This window comes from Bacillus thuringiensis (assembly GCF_001182785.1).
GTDB classification, from domain to species: Bacteria; Bacillota; Bacilli; order Bacillales; family Bacillaceae_G; genus Bacillus_A; species Bacillus_A thuringiensis_S.
The window spans coordinates 599,305-615,788 of sequence record NZ_CP012099.1; the positions used below are offsets into that span (position 1 = coordinate 599,305).

The following is a 16,484-nucleotide window of genomic DNA, read 5'->3' on the forward strand; positions in this document are numbered from 1 at the left end:
AAAAAGGGGGGGAGCAAAATGCGAGAAACGAAAGTTGTTGTTGGAGCAGAGGGGTATAATAATAATCCTGGTTGGTTACATACGAATGAAGAAGAATTAAATTTATTGCGAAGAGAAACTTGGCTTGATAAAGTGAAACCCAATTCTTTATCAGCAATTTTAGCGGAACATGTATGGGAGCATTTATCGTACGAAGAAGGAATTGAAGCTGCAAAAATTTGTTATGAGTTTTTAATGGAGAATGGATATATTCGTTGTGCAGTACCAGATGGATTTTTTCCAGATGAAGAATATCAGCAGGGTGTACAAATAGGTGGACCTGGTCCATTAGAGCATCCAGCAGCAAGCCATAAAATTGTTCATAACTATAAAACAATCACGTCCATGTTTGAATCAGCAGGTTTTCAAGTGAGGCTCTTAGAATACTGTGATGAGAATGGTAAGTTTCACTATAATGATTGGAATGAGAAAGATGGATTTATTTATCGATCGAAACGTTTTGACCATAGAAATCGGGATAATCAGTTAGGATTTGTTTCTTTAATTGTGGATGCGGTGAAAAATAAAAAGTAAGTAAAAAGGGGTGTGCGAATTGTACATCCTTTTTTGTATGAGAATATAGAGGATGCGGAAAATATGTATATGCCTTACTAAAATGTGAACGGAATGTTCATAAAAAAATTCAGATTTCATTGACACATATGAGTAGGCGCTCATATAATAAGAGTATAAGATATATGAATGATTGTTCATATGTTCAATTAAAGAGGTGAGCTATAATGGCTGGAAATAAAGTGGAAACACCACAAGAGACATGTTCTCAAACAATAATTCATGAAGAAGTTGTTGAGCAAGTAAAACAAACAATTCCAACTGATGAAAGTTTAAGTAAAGTAGCAGAACTATTTAAAGTATTAGGTGACCGTACACGTACGAGAATATTACATGCGCTATTTGAAGCTGAAATGTGCGTTTGTGATTTAGCTTATTTATTAGGAATGACACAATCATCTATTTCGCATCAGCTTCGTGTGTTAAAGCAAGCGAAACTTGTAAAGAATCGTAAAGAAGGAAAGGTTGTTTATTATTCGTTAGCTGACCAGCACGTAATTCATATCTTCGAGCAAGCGTTTGAGCACGTAAACGAAGAAGAATAAAAAGAACGCGAGGAGGGAGAACGATGGCTGAAGCATTAGTGAAAAAGAAACTGATGTTAGAAGGTTTAGATTGTGCGAACTGTGCAATGAAAATTGAAAAAGGTGTTGGGAATATAGAAGGAGTAAATTCTTGCTCTGTAAACTTCGCAACAAAGACAATGATCTTAGAAACAGCACAAAATAAAGAAAACGAAGTTGTTACGGAAGCAAAACAACTCGTTACAAAATTAGAACCGCATATTAAAGTGCAAGAAGAACAAAAAAATAAAATTGCTAAAGAAGTATTTATATTAGAAGGTTTAGATTGCGCGAACTGTGCAATGAAAATTGAAAATAAAGTTAAGGAAATGCCAGCTGTCTCAGAAGCAACTGTTGATTTCGTATCGAAGAAACTACGAGTAGAAATTGCGAATAAAAGAGAACTAGAAGCGACTGTAGTAAATATAACAAATGTCGTTCAAAAGTTAGAGCCAGATGTGAAAGTTGTTCGTGAAGAGAAGAACGGTCATGAACACGGACATAGTCACGATCATGGTGAAGCAAACGTGAAAAAGATGGTAGGGAGATTAGTGGTCGGCGGAATTTTGACAGCAATTGCTGCATTAGCGGGCTTACCACAAATGGTAACAATTCCGTTATTCGTCCTTGCTTATTTATTAATAGGTGGAGATATCGTTTGGAGAGCGGTAAGAAACATAACTCGTGGCCAAGTATTTGATGAAAACTTCTTAATGGCAATTGCAACTGTAGGAGCTTTTGCAATTCAGCAATATTCAGAAGCTGTAGCAGTAATGCTATTTTATCAAGTAGGAGAACTATTCCAAAGCATTGCGGTAAACCGCTCTCGAAAATCAATTACTTCATTAATGGATATTCGTCCTGATTATGCGAATGTAAAGGTTGGGAATGAAACGAAACAAGTATCGCCAGAAGATGTACAAATTGGCGATTATATTATCGTTAAGCCAGGTGAGAAAGTACCATTAGACGGAAAAGTAATTGAAGGAACATCAATGGTAGATACTTCAGCATTAACTGGTGAATCTGTACCACGTGAAGTTGAATTTGGAAATGATGTATTAAGTGGCTTTGTGAACCAAAACGGTGTATTAACAATTGAAGTTACAAAAGAATTCGGTGAATCAACTGTATCGAAAATTTTAGATTTAGTTCAAAATGCAACCAGTAAAAAAGCACCAACAGAAAACTTTATTACGAAGTTTGCGCGTTACTACACTCCAGTTGTAGTTATTACAGCGGCGATCATGGCGTTTATTCCACCGCTTATTTTAGAAGGAGCTACATTCTCTGAGTGGATTTATAGAGCTTTAGTGTTCTTAGTAATCTCTTGTCCATGTGCGTTAGTTGTATCCATTCCTCTTGGATTCTTTGGAGGTATCGGTGGTGCATCTAAAAGTGGTGTGTTAGTAAAAGGTAGTAACTATTTAGAAGCTTTAAATGATGTGAAATATATTGTTTTTGACAAAACAGGAACATTAACAAAAGGTGTTTTCAAAGTTACAAAAATGGAACCGAGCGAAGGTACTACAAGTGAAGAGCTATTAGAGTATGCGGCATTTGCTGAAGTGTATTCTAACCATCCGATTGCCCAATCTATTCGAAAGGCATATGGAAAATCAATCGATGAAAAAATAATCGATGATTATAACGAAATTTCTGGTCACGGTACAGTCGTGAAAGTAAAAGGAAAAGAAATTTTTGCAGGTAATGCAAAATTAATGAGAAAAGAAAATATTGAATTTAAACAACCAGAAACAGTAGGTACATTAGTTCACGTTGCTGTAGATGGAAAATATGCAGGTTATATTGTTATCTCTGATGAGGTAAAAGAGGATTCAAAACAAGCGATTCAACAGTTAAAAGAACTAGGTATTAAAAAGACAGTAATGTTAACTGGTGATGCAAAAACAGTTGGTGAAGCTGTCGGTAAAGAATTGGGCTTAGATGAAGTTCATGCGGAATTACTACCGCAACAAAAAGTAGAAGAGATTGAAAAAATTGATGCAGCGAAGCACGGAAAAGAAAAAATTGCCTTCGTTGGTGACGGTATTAACGATACACCAGTATTAGCCCGTGCAGACGTTGGTATTGCGATGGGTGGTTTAGGGTCAGATGCAGCAATTGAAGCGGCAGACATCGTTATTATGACTGATGAGCCTTCAAAAATTGCGACAGCTGTAAAAATTGCAAAACGCACAAGAAGTATAGTGTGGCAAAATATCATCTTTGCTTTAGGTGTAAAAGGGATTGTTCTATTACTTGGTGCCTTTGGTATTGCAACAATGTGGGAAGCTGTTTTCTCAGATGTTGGTGTGACACTACTTGCAGTGTTAAATGCAATGCGTGTATTACGAGTGAAAGATTTATAAAAAAGAGGACGCAACCTGCGTCCTCTTTTTTATTAGTGATTTTGTTGAAATTGATTTAATAAAATAATATCAAATATTATTTTACTTTTAAATAGTGTAATATTAAAATTTACAAATAAAACACATTCGTCTTATTATTTTAATATATTTTTTACAAATATCCATATAGTATTGAAAAAACAGAGAAGGAGAAACTTCTCTGTTTACTTTTGTATGTTTTTTTCAACTTGTTCTCGAACAGTTTGGATGTAATTCATTTTATGATCCCAACATTCTTGGCTTAAATCGACAGGATATTCTTCGGGATTTAAAGTTCGCATGTATTCTTCCCAAAATAGAGCGAGACTCTGTGCACTATATTGTTGAATATCTAATATACTTGGTAGTTCATATGTTCTTTCACCGTTAACGAAAATGTCTTTATGCAGTTCACGGGCTTCAAAGTTTGTTACGAATTTACTTATATATGTGTGAACTGGATGGAACATTTTTAAGCGCTCTTCTTTTCCAGGTTCTTCAGAATCTAACGCAATATAATCACCTTCTGCATGATCGTTAACACGATTGATAATACGATAAATTCGTTTCAGTCCTGGAGTGGTAATTTTTTCAGGGTTAGATGAAATTTTAATCGTATCATTTAATTTTCCGTCAGTATCTTCAATCGCAACTAGTTTGTAAACAGCTCCTAATGCAGGTTGCTCAAAGGACGTAATTAATTTTGTCCCAACGCCCCATACGTCAATTTTTGCCCCTTGAGATTTAAGGTGCATAATTGTGTATTCATCTAAATCGCTAGAAGCGATAATTTTTGTATTTGTAAATCCTGCTTCATCTAGTAGTTTTCTTGCCTTTTTAGATAAATAAGCCATATCACCACTATCAAGACGAATGCCATAGAAATCAATACGATCTCCAAATTCTTTTGCGACGCGAATCGCATTTGGAACACCAGATTTTAATGTGTCATATGTATCAACGAGAAAGACGCACTTTCTATGAGTTTCAGCGTATTTCTTAAATGCGACGTATTCATCGCGATATGCTTGAACGAAAGAGTGCGCATGTGTGCCAGCTACAGGGATCCCGAAGCGTTTTCCGGCACGAACGTTGCTTGTAGAGGAGAAACCACCAATAAAGGCAGCGCGTGTCCCCCAAAGGGCAGCATCGAACTCATGGGCACGTCTTGTGCCGAACTCTAAAAGCTCATCATTACTTGCAGCATGTTTCATACGAGCAGCTTTTGTTGCAATTAATGTTTGGTAATTCACAATATTTAAGAGGGCGGTTTCAATAATTTGTGCTTCACCGAGTGGTGCATCAACACGTAATAAAGGCTCGTTATTAAATACAACTTCACCTTCTTGCATACTGCGAATCGTCCCAGTGAATTTCATATTTTGTAAATAATGAAGGAATTCTTCTTCAAATTGTAATTCTGCTAAATAAGCGATATCGCTTTCAGTAAAACTGAAATTTTCTATGTACTCTACAATTTTCTCAAGGCCAGCAAAAACAGCGTAGCCATTCTCAAATGGAAGCTTTCGAAAATATAAATCAAAAACAGAACGGCGATTATGAATACCATCTTTCCAATATGTATAAGCCATGTTGATTTGATATAGGTCTGTATGTAAGGCATAACTATCGTCTTTATAATGAGTCATCGCGAGAACACCTCCATAATTTGGTTATAGTATACCAATTTTTCATCATTCGTAGCAAAGAAGAGATATTGATGTGAAGTCAAGAGAGAAAAAAATGAAATTATGCATATTTTTTAGAAAATTAACATTTATCAATTTATATTTCTCTCGATTTTATGTATTATTAGAGTAATGGGGTAATGAGAATGGAGGAGGACAATGCAACAAACATTAGAAAAAATAGGCAAACAAGTCTTTTACAAACGGCTCCAGCAAAAAATGACACAAGAAGAACTATGTCAGGGCATTTGTTCTGTCTCATACTTAAGTAAGATCGAAAATGGAAAGATCGAAGCATCAGAAGAAATTCTACAATTGCTCTGCACAAGACTGGAAATTGCCGTGACGGATTTGAGAGATGTAGAAGAAGATGTGAAGGGGAAGCTGGATGAATGGTTGAATGCACTAGTTCATTTGGACAAGCAACAAGTAGAACGTATATATGAAGAGTTGCAAGGTGAAATGAAGCATGTGTTGGATTTTGAAATTATAAATTATTATAAACTACTGTATACACGTTATTTAATTATGAAAAGGGATTTTCCTGCTGTCGAAGAAGAGTTAGAGAGCTTAAAGAAGATGTACAAAAAGTATTCACCATTCCAAAAATTATTATATACGTATAGCAAAGGGTTATATTATTTTTTACAACATAAATATAAGAAGGCATTGGAGTATTTGACTCGAACAGAAGTAATGGCAAAGGAACAAGGTTATCATGAAAATGGAATATATTTCAATTTAGCTCTTGTTTATAATGAATTGGAAGTTGAGCATATGACTTTACATTTTGCTAATGTAGCAATGGAAGGATTTAAGAATGAATATAAATTCCGTTATGTGATAAACTGCCAGTTACTTATTGCGTTGAGTTATATACAAAAAAAACAATATAATGAAGCGCTATCTATTTATAATAATATTTTGAGGGAAGCAAATTCTTTTGCCGATAAAGAAAGCATAACAGCTATTGCTTTAAATAATTTAGGCTTCTTGTACTATAACTTAAAAGATTATGCAAAAGCTAAAGATTATTATTTACAATGCCTAAAGTACAAAAAGGAAGAGGATTTAAATTATATTGATGCAGTATATGAGATTGCTTTGCAGTGTATTGAATTAAAAGAATTTGAAGAAGCGAAAGATTGGATTGATAAAGGGATAGATGTCGCCAAGAGGGATGAAAAGTATAAAAGTATGCTATATATACTTTCAATGCTTAAGAATAAATACTTTGAAACAAAAGATGTTTATAAAAAGTTTTTAGAAGTTGAGGCAATCCCGTTTTTTAGAGGCGAAGAAAATAAAAAGGAATTAAAAATGGTGTATTTAGAACTAGCAGGATATCACGAGGAATTATTAGAATTTAAGGAAAGTAATAACTACTATAAATTAGCAATTAATTTATTAGAAGAAAAGGGAGGAAAATAATATGAAAAAAATAATTATTGGTGCTTTGGCTTTGGTGGCTGTATTAGTGGTATTGGAACCGCAATATGCTTGGACATCGGATATCTATGGTCAAGGAGAAAAAGTAGTAGAATTAATAAATTCTTAACAGAAACCCCTTTCCAATCGGAAAGGGTTTTTTTTCAATATTTGTTCCTCAAAATTCTACAAAACTTGAGAAAATAATTATTTGAATTTTTAGTATATTAATAGTGGAAACATAATGCTAATATGAAACTACTCTTTTTCAAAAAATTTTTTATTAGGGGGAAGGTTATATGAAAAAGAAGAGTTTAGCATTAGTGTTAGCGACAGGAATGGCAGTTACAACTTTTGGAGGGACAGGCTCTGCGTTTGCGGATTCTAAAAATGTGCTCTCTACGAAGAAGTACAATGAGACGGTGCAGTCACCTGAGTTTATTTCTGGTGATCTAACTGAAGCAACTGGTAAGAAAGCAGAATCTGTTGTGTTTGATTACTTAAACGCAGCAAAAGGTGATTACAAGCTAGGGGAAAAGAGTGCGCAAGATTCTTTCAAAGTGAAACAAGTGAAGAAAGATGCTGTAACTGATTCAACAGTAGTACGTATGCAACAAGTTTACGAAGGAGTACCTGTATGGGGTTCTACTCAAGTAGCTCACGTAAGTAAAGACGGTTCTTTAAAAGTTTTGTCTGGAACAGTTGCACCTGATTTAGACAAAAAGGAAAAGTTGAAAAATAAAAATAAAATTGAAGGCGCAAAAGCAATTGAAATCGCGCAGCAAGATTTAGGTGTGACACCGAAATATGAGGTAGAGCCAAAAGCGGACTTATATGTATATCAAAATGGTGAAGAAACAACATATGCATACGTTGTAAATCTAAACTTCTTAGATCCAAGTCCAGGAAACTACTACTATTTCATTGAAGCAGACAGCGGTAAAGTATTAAATAAGTTTAATACAATTGATCATGTGACAAATGATGATAAGTCACCAGTTAAGCAAGAGGCTCCTAAACAGGATGCGAAAGCGGTAGTAAAACCTGTAACAGGAACAAATAAAGTAGGAACTGGTAAAGGTGTATTAGGAGATACGAAATCACTTAATACAACATTATCTGGTTCATCTTACTACTTACAAGATAATACGCGCGGGGCAACGATTTTCACATATGATGCGAAAAACCGCTCAACATTACCAGGAACATTATGGGCAGATGCGGATAATGTTTTCAATGCAGCGTATGATGCAGCGGCAGTAGATGCTCATTACTATGCAGGTAGAACATATGATTATTATAAAGCTACATTTAACAGAAACTCTATTAATGATGCAGGAGCACCATTAAAATCAACAGTTCATTACGGAAGTAAGTATAATAATGCATTCTGGAATGGTTCACAAATGGTATACGGAGATGGTGATGGTGTAACATTCACTTCATTATCTGGTGGGATTGATGTAATTGGTCACGAATTAACGCATGCTGTTACGGAAAATAGCTCGAATTTAATTTATCAAAATGAATCAGGCGCATTAAATGAAGCAATTTCTGATATCTTTGGTACTTTAGTAGAATTCTATGATAACCGTAACCCAGATTGGGAGATTGGTGAAGATATTTACACGCCTGGTAAAGCAGGAGATGCGCTTCGCTCTATGAGTGATCCAGCGAAATATGGTGATCCAGACCATTATTCTAAGCGTTACACAGGTTCAAGTGATAACGGTGGCGTTCATACAAACAGCGGCATTATTAATAAACAAGCTTATTTATTAGCAAATGGCGGTACGCATTTTGGTGTAACTGTAACTGGTATCGGTAAAGATAAATTAGGTGCGATTTACTACCGTGCAAATACACAGTATTTCACGCAATCTACTACATTTAGCCAAGCTCGTGCTGGTGCAGTACAAGCTGCTGCAGACTTATATGGTGCAAATTCTGCTGAAGTAGCAGCGGTTAAGCAATCATTTAGTGCTGTTGGTATTAACTAAGGATTTAAAGGATAGCTATTAATAAAATACCTCAAAAATAAAGAAGGAGCCTATGCTCCTTCTTTATTTTTTTCTCCATTTTTTCCACAAATAATATAATCCGATACAACCTGCGATTGTCACAATCCACTTCGCTTCATTTGTTCCGTTCATGACTTGGTATGCCGAATATACTTCAATCAATAAGGCCGGTATTTTACCTATTGTACTGGCAATACTGAAGGAGAGTAATGACATTTTCCCTAGAGCTGCAAATAAAGTCACGATACTGGATGGGATGAAAGGTATCAATCGAAACGATAGAACGAGTAGAAAGGCCTCTCTACCTTCTACATAAAGAAGACGCTCTACCTTTGGGTACTTATTTACTTTATCGTGAGTGAACTTTTGAAGGCCCATGCGGTAAATATAAAACGAGATAATAGCCCCTAAGGCCTCACCTGCGATCGAGATGATTGTGCCATTTGTTACACCGAAGAGCTGTATATTAATGGCGGTTAAAAAGATGCTAGGAATAACACCTAAAAGACTAATGATGATGTTAATTAAGATACTAAGTGGAATTGCGATTGAATAGTATTCTGTTAAGAAATTTTGAATCGTTTCAGCCATTGTTTAAAATCCTTTATCTTTTTTTGCATTACACCACATTTCGATTGTATAGGCAAGGGTAAATTTACATAATGTAGAAAATGTTGATAAGAAGGTATTTATATACCTTATATGGGTATTAGGTATATAAAAATAGGGGTATTTTAAGTTATTTTCAAAAAAGTTTAATAACCCTTTGTTTAAAAGGGTTATATGGTTTTATTATCGGTATTTTCATTTGGGAAATAATCATAAAATTTAGGGGGTATATATTAAGAGGGGCGGAAAATAGGGTGTTGGTGAAAGTGTGTAGGAAAATAGATGAAAAAAGTGAAAACTGATAGGTTTTTTCGTTGTGAAATTGACTTTTAGTGAAGTTACGATAATAATCATGGAAGAGGTGATATGATGAAACGAATAAGCAGTCTTTTCTTGAGTAGTTTATTGGCACTAATGCTGATCTTAAGTGGATGTGCAGGAAAAGAACAAAAAACAGAGAAACAAACAGGGAATCAATCGACATCAGTAGAAAAAATTAGTGATAATATTTTAGATGAAATGGAAGGACCACCTAAAAATGGTCATACGATTGAAAGACATGTAGGCAAATCAGAAGAAGATTTGAAGAATCGCTTGAAGACAGATAAAGTATCAGCAGCAAGTACATACTATGACAAGGAAACAGCAACGAAAGCTGTAAAAGATAGTTTGAAGCAGCATGATAAGGAAATTCAAGACTGGTTAAAAAATTCTAAAGAGGCTCGTCTCGTATTAAATACAACACATTCATTCCCGGTTGGAAAAACGGTAATAAAGAAAAATATGAGTGTAAAAGACAAGTTGGTAAAAACTGTTACTGTTTTAGCGAGAGATAAGTCAGGAGAATTAGGGTTTAAGATTATTACTTCTTATCCATCTGATAAATAAGAAGGGGGAGTACATTATGTATACGACATTACAATACTTTCTTAAATCGTACTGTACGTTAAGTATTCATGAGGATGAAATAGTAAGCGTGATGGAAGAGTTTATTGAACAAGAAGACGAAGAAATTGTTTTGAAATTACGTGATGAATTAATAAATATGAAGAAAAAGAACGCGTGGGAAGAGGCGTGTGTATTAGCTGCGAAGCAAGGCAATCGTATGTGGTCTTTAGAAGAAACGAAAGACCATCTTGAAACTTTTTTACTATTACTGCAAAAGAAAAAGGCGTGATATAATCACGCCTTTTTCTTTATGCTATTCGGTGGATATTATCTATTCTTTTGGAGCGCTTTTATATACGCTTTTTGAAATTTGTCCATTTGATATTACTTCCCCGTTTTGTGTTACTTTTTTATACGTAACTGCTGTTATTTTATCACTACTTCTACTAATTACTTGAGAAGAGACTTCAACATTTTTACCAGTATTTGTACCGAAAATGCGTGTAGTAATACTACCCCCATTTGAAAATGCTTGAATATAAATATGATTGCCCGTATTATTTTTAAATTTAAAATCTGGACCATAATCTGCTACTGCTGCATCTTGCCCAAGTGGTAAATAATTTACCGGCATAGAATGATTACTTCGAGAAACAATACCTAAATCTGCCCTTAAAGCTGCGCTGTATAATGTACTACTGACTTGGCAAACTCCTCCGCCTGCACTTTGTATTACTTTACCTTGTGAATATACTGCTGCAGATTTGTAACCATGTGCAGCATCAGTTACGCCAACGCGGCCGTTAAAACTAAATGTTTCATCAGGTGCGACAATAACCCCACTTAAAGTATTAGCTGACTTATTTACGTTAAATGATTGATTTCCGTTACGGCCAGCCATTGGAGTAGAATATTCAGCGATGACTTCTTTAATACCCATTTTCTGTATGTCTTCTGTAGAACGTTCGGGTTTTATGAATGTAACTGGCAATGTAACATCTGATTTACCAGTAGTAATCGCTTCGTTTGTTAAACCGTTTAGCTTCCCTTTATCAATTTTTTCTCCGTTTTGACTTTGACTAATATTTACTGTTGGGCCTTCAATACTTAATTCCGCATTAACAGGATTTTTTAATGTTTCATTATATTTATCTTTTATAAAGGTTTCATAAGCTGTTGCATTTAATTGTGGTGTTAATTTATAGTCACGTTTTAATTCACCGTTTTCAGCTTGCTTCCGCATTTTGTAACGATTCATTACGTTTCCTTCTTGTTCTTTAAAGATTTTGTCAATAATATCTTTCTCTTTATAATTTATCCCTAAATCTTTCCATGTGTAAGTTTGTTTATCGTTTTGGAATATGTAGGTAAGGGATTTTTGATCTAATTCAGTTACCTTTTGATTAATAATTGCTTGAATATCGTTCTTATTTTTTCCATCGAGAGAAATACCTTCAAATGTAGTATTTGGTAATGCAGTAGTATTTAATTGATTATTTAATTTGGATACATATTGATATCCCCCAACACCGCCTACACAAAGTAATATGCCCCCAGCAATTGCAGAACCGATCAGTATTTTACTTAGCTTCATTTATTTCCCCCCAGAAATTTATGTATAAATATATGTATTACATTTTTTGTATAAAAATGATGAAAATAACATTATGTACGTACTAGTATACTATTATTTTCACTGTGTGTGTAATGTTTTCATAAAAAATGTTACATCGCTGTAATAATTGTCACTTCTTGTCACAATGTGTATGAAAAATATGTTGAAAAATAAAATAAAAAGGCTGTCTAGAAAGATCTAGCAGCCTTTTTATTATAATTTTTTATGTTCATTTTTATTCGTAACACCGAGATGTTTTTGAAGGGTAGTTGAAATAGTATCGACGCTTTTTTCATTTGGAACGTAATAATAAATACCACCTATATATTTATCTGTACCTTCTACTTGCATTTTTTCCATTTTTAAATTTGAATCCATTGAATTTTTTGTAATTGTCATCATATCATCAAACGTTAAATTGGTTTTTAAATCTTTATCGACAGCGTCTAGTAGGCCACCGATTTTATTAATGGAATTAAGAGATAGTGCCTTTTCAGCAATGGCCTCTAATACAAGCTGTTGTCGTTGGCCACGCATATAATCACTATCGATATGACGAGTTCTAGCTAGCGCCAATGCCTCTTCTCCATTTAAATGTTGACGTCCTTTTTTAAGATGAATTGCATCTGCTTCATCTTTACTATTTTGCTCTGTGAACTCAACTGGAACGTCCACAGTAATACCACCAAGAGAATCAACAATTTTGATAAAGGATTTAAAGTTGAATTTTACATAGTAATCAACTGGAACATCTAAAAAGTTCTCTACCGTATCAATTGTGCTGTCTACACCACCGAATACGTGAGCATGTGTGATTTTATCGTATTTATCACGTGACTTAATGTAGACGCGTGAGTCACGTGGAATGCTTACAAGTTTAACGGATTTATCGTTTTTATTAATTGTTGCAAGTAATAACGCATCTGTTCGAGTTGCTTTTCCGTAGCCTTTTTCCCTAATATCACTTTCATCAACACCCATAATTAGTACGGAAATGTTGTCGGTCATAGGTTTAACAGCTTTTTCACGTTTACTGGACTTATCTCCTCGACCTAGTTCAGCATAAGCATTATTTAAGACGGACTTTGCTTTACTGTATATATGGAAGGAGTAGCCTCCTGCTCCAAGTGCTACAATTAGTAATGGAATAAGAAGGAACCAAAGTAAGCGTTTTTTCTTTGAGCGTCCTTTTTTGGCTCGCGTATTGTTGTTCGTGTCGGATTTCATCATTTTTTCTCCTTTAAAACTATCAAAGTGTATACATTTAGAAGTGTATTCAAACACATAAAAAATATTTTACGCTAAATAAAAGCGATTGTACATGTATAAAAAATAGATGTCTTGATTATTTATCCCGCATTAACGGGCAGTAAAACTCCCACCTCAAAGTCCAGCGAATGCAAGGAAGTTAGGTGGGAGTTAACTGCCCGTAAAAGCCCGATTGGTGAAGGCTAATACTCAGAGGGGGCTATCCCCCTCTGAGTAAAGTTTCACTTTATAAGACATCTATTCGTTATTGTGCACAAAAGATAGGGATAAGAAAATGATAAAATTTTACCTAATTACAACATAATGCTTACGATAATTGCAGATAAAATGCTAACGAGAGTAGCTCCATATAGTAATTTAAGGCCAAACCTTGCAACAACGTTTCCTTGTTCCTCGTTTAGTCCTTTTACCGCACCTGAAATAATACCAATGGAAGAAAAATTGGCAAAAGACACGAGGAAAACAGAAATAATACCAACTGTACGGGGAGAAAGGTTATTAGAAATTTTACTAAGATCCATCATTGCGACAAATTCATTCGTTACAAGCTTCGTTGCCATAATGCTGCCAGCTGCGACAATTTCAGAACTTGGTACACCGATAAGGAATGCGATAGGTGCAAATACGTAGCCGATTAATTGTTGGAACGTAATACCGAATATAATGAGGAACAGGTCATTAATACAACTAATTAATGCAACGAATCCAATGAGCATAGCGCCGACAACAATGGCTACACGAAAACCATCAAGAATGTATTCTCCAAGCATTTCAAAAAAGCTTTGTTTTTCACCTTTGATCTCTAAAATATCTTCGTCATCTTTAACGTCGTAAGGGTTAATGATGAGTACGATAATAAAACCGCTAAATAAATTAAGAACGAGTGCGGTTACTACATATTTAGGCTCAATCATTGTCATATAGGCACCTACGATAGACATAGATACGGTTGACATAGCAGAGGCACAAAGTGTATAAAGACGGTGTTTTGGAATTTGAGCTAATTGCTTTTTCACTGTAATAAAAACTTCTGATTGGCCGACAATGGCAGAGGCGATAGCGTTGTAAGATTCTAATTTCCCAAGACCATTTATTTTACTAAGAAAGTACCCAATCCAATGAATGAAAAACGGTAGTATTTTGAAATGTTGTAATATACCAATTAAAACAGAAATAAAGACGATTGGTAATAATACAGTAAGGAAAAATGGCATTTCACCTTTATTTGCAAGACCACCAAATACGAAATTTATTCCATCAGCAGCATACTCGAGTAGCTTGGTAAACAAACTAGAAATGATTCTAATAAGTATGAGGCCGATTTCTGTATTTAATAGTAAATAGGTTAAAATTAACTGTATAATAAGCATGATAAAAATTGGTTTAAATTTAATATGCTTCTTATTATTGCTAGCAATATAAGCGAGCAAGAAAACAACAATTAGTCCGATGAAAAAAGTAATGAATTTCATGGTAAGCCCCCTAAAAGAGATATTCTGCTATATATGTTTTTCATTTCAAGGGAGAATATGCATCTTTGGTAAAGAAAGGAATAGAGAGAGTATGAATATATGTAGAGTGCATCACGTTGCAATTATTTGTTCGAATTATGAGACGTCAAAAGATTTTTATACTAGAATATTGAGATTTAAAGAAATAAATGAAGTATATAGAAAGGAACGAGATTCTTATAAATTAGATTTATGTGTAGGAGAAGAGTATCAAATCGAATTATTTTCATTTCCAAATCCGCCTGAGCGCAAAAGTTTTCCAGAAGCAGCAGGTCTTAGACATTTAGCATTTGCTGTTACAAATATAGAAGAAGCTGTGAAGCATTTAAATCAATGTGGTGTTGAGACAGAATCGATCCGTATTGATGAAATAACGGGGAAGAAATTCGTCTTTTTCCAAGATCCCGATGGTTTACCTTTAGAATTGTATGAGGTTTGAAAATTGGTTGATTTTATATAGAGTTGCTTTCAAATAATTGAAGAAACTAAAGTGAAACTTCTTTTTAAAAGGAGGTGTAACTTTAGCTAAGAAAGCTAAAGGACATATGTGGATATTTTAAAATTATTGATGGTAGTCATTCTTATTGGGTTAACAGCATTTTTTGTGGCTGTTGAATTTGCAATTATTAAGGTACGTAGCAGTCGTATTGATCAACTCGTTAGCGAAAAAAGACGAGGTGCACTGGCAGCTAAAAAGGTAACTTCAAATTTAGATGAATATTTATCGGCCTGTCAGCTAGGTATTACAATTACTGCTTTAGGGCTCGGGTGGTTAGGGGAACCAACCATTAAACATTTACTCGAGCCGTTGTTTTTAAAATTAAAATTCTCACCTGCGATTTCTAGTACAGTTTCATTTATTATTGCCTTTGCAGTAATTACATTTTTACATGTTGTCATTGGGGAGCTTGCTCCAAAGACATTTGCTATACAAAAAGCAGAACAAGTTAGCTTATTGTTATCGAAACCACTTATTTATTTTTACCGAGTTATGTATCCGTTTATTTGGGCTTTGAATGGTTCAGCGAGGGTTGTAACTGGCTTATTCGGATTACATCCAGCTTCTGAACATGAAGTAGCTCATTCAGAAGAAGAATTAAGGTTAATCTTATCTGAGAGCTATGAGAGCGGAGAGATTAACCAAAGGGAATTTAAATATGTAAATAATATTTTTGAATTTGATAATAGAGTAGCAAAAGAAATTATGGTACCTCGTACGGAAGTTGTAGGCTTATATGAGGACGAACCATTTGAAACACATATTAAAGTAATCGCACAAGAAAAGTACACGAGATATCCTGTATTTGGTGAAGATAAAGATGAAATTATTGGGATGGTTAATGTAAAAGATTTATTTATTCGTTATATGGATGGTAATCGGGACGAAGAGTGCTCGATTATGCCATATACAAGGCCAGTTATTGAAGTGCTAGAAAATATTCCAATTCATGATTTACTATTACAAATGCAAAGAAAACACATTCCATTAGCTGTATTGTATGATGAATATGGTGGTACAGCAGGGATTGTTACACTAGAGGATATTTTAGAAGAAATTGTTGGAGAAATTCGAGATGAATACGATGAAGATGAACACCCGCCTATAGAGCATGTAAGTGAAGGGTATAAAATTGTAGAGGGAAAAGTGCTTATTAGTGAAGTAAATGATTTGCTTGGCATACATTTAATTGCTGATGATGTAGATACAATTGGTGGCTGGATTATGGTACAAAAACAAATCGTTGCTGAAGGAGATGTTATTGAGAAACACGGTTTTTATTTTAAAGTCCTTGAAAAGGATATGCATCAAATTAAACGAGTGGAAATAAGGAAAGTAGAAGAATGATTTTCTATAAACTTTAATAAAAAGGATATGCAGAAAAATAAATG

15 protein-coding genes are annotated in these 16,484 nt (G+C 34.5%); 10 read left to right on the forward strand and 5 right to left on the reverse strand.

What is annotated here, in order from left to right; translation table 11 throughout:
- The first annotated feature begins 18 nt into the window (after nt 1–18).
- The 3 genes from AC241_RS03090 (at nt 19) to AC241_RS03100 (ending at nt 3,547) form a co-directional block, all read left to right on the forward strand.
- A complete protein-coding gene (locus AC241_RS03090) occupies nt 19–573 on the forward strand; it encodes a class I SAM-dependent methyltransferase (protein WP_043935532.1) in 555 nt (184 codons plus the stop codon).
- Between the two features lie 206 nt (nt 574–779).
- A complete protein-coding gene (locus AC241_RS03095; RefSeq protein WP_000918378.1) occupies nt 780–1,157 on the forward strand; it encodes an ArsR/SmtB family transcription factor in 378 nt (125 codons plus the stop codon).
- Nucleotides 1,158–1,180: 23 nt separating this feature from the next.
- Nucleotides 1,181–3,547, forward strand: a complete 2,367-nt coding sequence (locus tag AC241_RS03100; protein ID WP_050842538.1) for a heavy metal translocating P-type ATPase — start codon at nt 1,181–1,183, stop codon at nt 3,545–3,547.
- A gap of 203 nt (nt 3,548–3,750) precedes the next feature.
- On the opposite strand, the gene AC241_RS03105 is transcribed toward AC241_RS03100, so the two are convergent.
- A complete protein-coding gene (locus tag AC241_RS03105) occupies nt 3,751–5,214 on the reverse strand; it encodes a nicotinate phosphoribosyltransferase (RefSeq protein ID WP_029441537.1) in 1,464 nt (487 codons plus the stop codon).
- A gap of 198 nt (nt 5,215–5,412) precedes the next feature.
- On the opposite strand from AC241_RS03105, the gene AC241_RS03110 reads away from it, so the two are divergent.
- From AC241_RS03110 to AC241_RS03115, 3 genes are all read left to right on the forward strand, one after another.
- Nucleotides 5,413–6,684: a helix-turn-helix domain-containing protein gene (locus tag AC241_RS03110; RefSeq protein ID WP_029441538.1), complete on the forward strand. Its 1,272-nt coding sequence runs from the start codon at nt 5,413–5,415 to the stop codon at nt 6,682–6,684.
- A gap of 1 nt (nt 6,685) precedes the next feature.
- Nucleotides 6,686–6,811 (forward strand): NprX family peptide pheromone, encoded by a 126-nt coding sequence (locus AC241_RS34235; RefSeq protein WP_000720172.1) that lies wholly within the window; start codon nt 6,686–6,688, stop codon nt 6,809–6,811.
- Nucleotides 6,812–6,980: 169 nt separating this feature from the next.
- The gene (locus AC241_RS03115) at nt 6,981–8,681 is read left to right on the forward strand and encodes a M4 family metallopeptidase (RefSeq protein WP_029441539.1); all 1,701 of its coding nucleotides are present in this window, start codon (nt 6,981–6,983) and stop codon (nt 8,679–8,681) included.
- A gap of 63 nt (nt 8,682–8,744) precedes the next feature.
- Here the strand turns inward: AC241_RS03115 and AC241_RS03120 are convergent, their stop codons facing one another.
- The gene (locus tag AC241_RS03120; RefSeq protein WP_016083570.1) at nt 8,745–9,293 is read right to left on the reverse strand and encodes a TVP38/TMEM64 family protein; all 549 of its coding nucleotides are present in this window, start codon (nt 9,291–9,293) and stop codon (nt 8,745–8,747) included.
- Between the two features lie 387 nt (nt 9,294–9,680).
- Here AC241_RS03120 and AC241_RS03125 point away from each other — a divergent pair, with 387 nt between their 5' ends.
- Nucleotides 9,681–10,199: an RNase A-like domain-containing lipoprotein gene (locus AC241_RS03125; RefSeq protein ID WP_029441540.1), complete on the forward strand. Its 519-nt coding sequence runs from the start codon at nt 9,681–9,683 to the stop codon at nt 10,197–10,199.
- Between the two features lie 16 nt (nt 10,200–10,215).
- Nucleotides 10,216–10,488 carry a hypothetical protein gene (locus AC241_RS03130; RefSeq protein ID WP_000288803.1) on the forward strand — a complete coding sequence of 91 codons (273 nt, stop codon included), beginning with the start codon at nt 10,216–10,218 and terminating at the stop codon, nt 10,486–10,488.
- A 42-nt stretch (nt 10,489–10,530) separates the two neighbouring features.
- Here AC241_RS03130 and AC241_RS03135 read toward each other — a convergent pair whose 3' ends face one another.
- The 3 genes from AC241_RS03135 to AC241_RS03145 form a co-directional block, all read right to left on the reverse strand.
- The gene (locus AC241_RS03135) at nt 10,531–11,793 is read right to left on the reverse strand and encodes a VanW family protein (protein WP_050842540.1); all 1,263 of its coding nucleotides are present in this window, start codon (nt 11,791–11,793) and stop codon (nt 10,531–10,533) included.
- A 234-nt stretch (nt 11,794–12,027) separates the two neighbouring features.
- Nucleotides 12,028–13,044 (reverse strand): LCP family protein, encoded by a 1,017-nt coding sequence (locus AC241_RS03140; protein ID WP_002163841.1) that lies wholly within the window; start codon nt 13,042–13,044, stop codon nt 12,028–12,030.
- 332 nt (nt 13,045–13,376) lie between these two features.
- Nucleotides 13,377–14,555 (reverse strand): NupC/NupG family nucleoside CNT transporter, encoded by a 1,179-nt coding sequence (locus tag AC241_RS03145; protein WP_016083566.1) that lies wholly within the window; start codon nt 14,553–14,555, stop codon nt 13,377–13,379.
- A gap of 91 nt (nt 14,556–14,646) precedes the next feature.
- Between AC241_RS03145 and gloA2 the strand changes: the two genes are divergently transcribed.
- Nucleotides 14,647–15,033, forward strand: coding sequence for an SMU1112c/YaeR family gloxylase I-like metalloprotein (gene gloA2, locus AC241_RS03150; protein ID WP_029441542.1), 387 nt, complete (start codon nt 14,647–14,649; stop codon nt 15,031–15,033).
- Nucleotides 15,034–15,141: 108 nt separating this feature from the next.
- Nucleotides 15,142–16,440 (forward strand): hemolysin family protein, encoded by a 1,299-nt coding sequence (locus tag AC241_RS03155; RefSeq protein WP_016083564.1) that lies wholly within the window; start codon nt 15,142–15,144, stop codon nt 16,438–16,440.
- The last annotated feature ends 44 nt before the right edge of the window (nt 16,441–16,484 follow it).

Coding starts and splice junctions, on each gene's coding strand:
- AC241_RS03090 (WP_043935532.1), top strand. CDS start 19: ATGCGAGAAACGAAAGTTGTTGTTGGAGCAGAGGGGTATAATAATAAT.
- AC241_RS03095 (WP_000918378.1), top strand. CDS start 780: ATGGCTGGAAATAAAGTGGAAACACCACAAGAGACATGTTCTCAAACA.
- AC241_RS03100 (WP_050842538.1), top strand. CDS start 1,181: ATGGCTGAAGCATTAGTGAAAAAGAAACTGATGTTAGAAGGTTTAGAT.
- AC241_RS03105 (WP_029441537.1), bottom strand. CDS start 5,214: ATGACTCATTATAAAGACGATAGTTATGCCTTACATACAGACCTATAT.
- AC241_RS03110 (WP_029441538.1), top strand. CDS start 5,413: ATGCAACAAACATTAGAAAAAATAGGCAAACAAGTCTTTTACAAACGG.
- AC241_RS34235 (WP_000720172.1), top strand. CDS start 6,686: ATGAAAAAAATAATTATTGGTGCTTTGGCTTTGGTGGCTGTATTAGTG.
- AC241_RS03115 (WP_029441539.1), top strand. CDS start 6,981: ATGAAAAAGAAGAGTTTAGCATTAGTGTTAGCGACAGGAATGGCAGTT.
- AC241_RS03120 (WP_016083570.1), bottom strand. CDS start 9,293: ATGGCTGAAACGATTCAAAATTTCTTAACAGAATACTATTCAATCGCA.
- AC241_RS03125 (WP_029441540.1), top strand. CDS start 9,681: ATGAAACGAATAAGCAGTCTTTTCTTGAGTAGTTTATTGGCACTAATG.
- AC241_RS03130 (WP_000288803.1), top strand. CDS start 10,216: ATGTATACGACATTACAATACTTTCTTAAATCGTACTGTACGTTAAGT.
- AC241_RS03135 (WP_050842540.1), bottom strand. CDS start 11,793: ATGAAGCTAAGTAAAATACTGATCGGTTCTGCAATTGCTGGGGGCATA.
- AC241_RS03140 (WP_002163841.1), bottom strand. CDS start 13,044: ATGATGAAATCCGACACGAACAACAATACGCGAGCCAAAAAAGGACGC.
- AC241_RS03145 (WP_016083566.1), bottom strand. CDS start 14,555: ATGAAATTCATTACTTTTTTCATCGGACTAATTGTTGTTTTCTTGCTC.
- gloA2 (WP_029441542.1), top strand. CDS start 14,647: ATGAATATATGTAGAGTGCATCACGTTGCAATTATTTGTTCGAATTAT.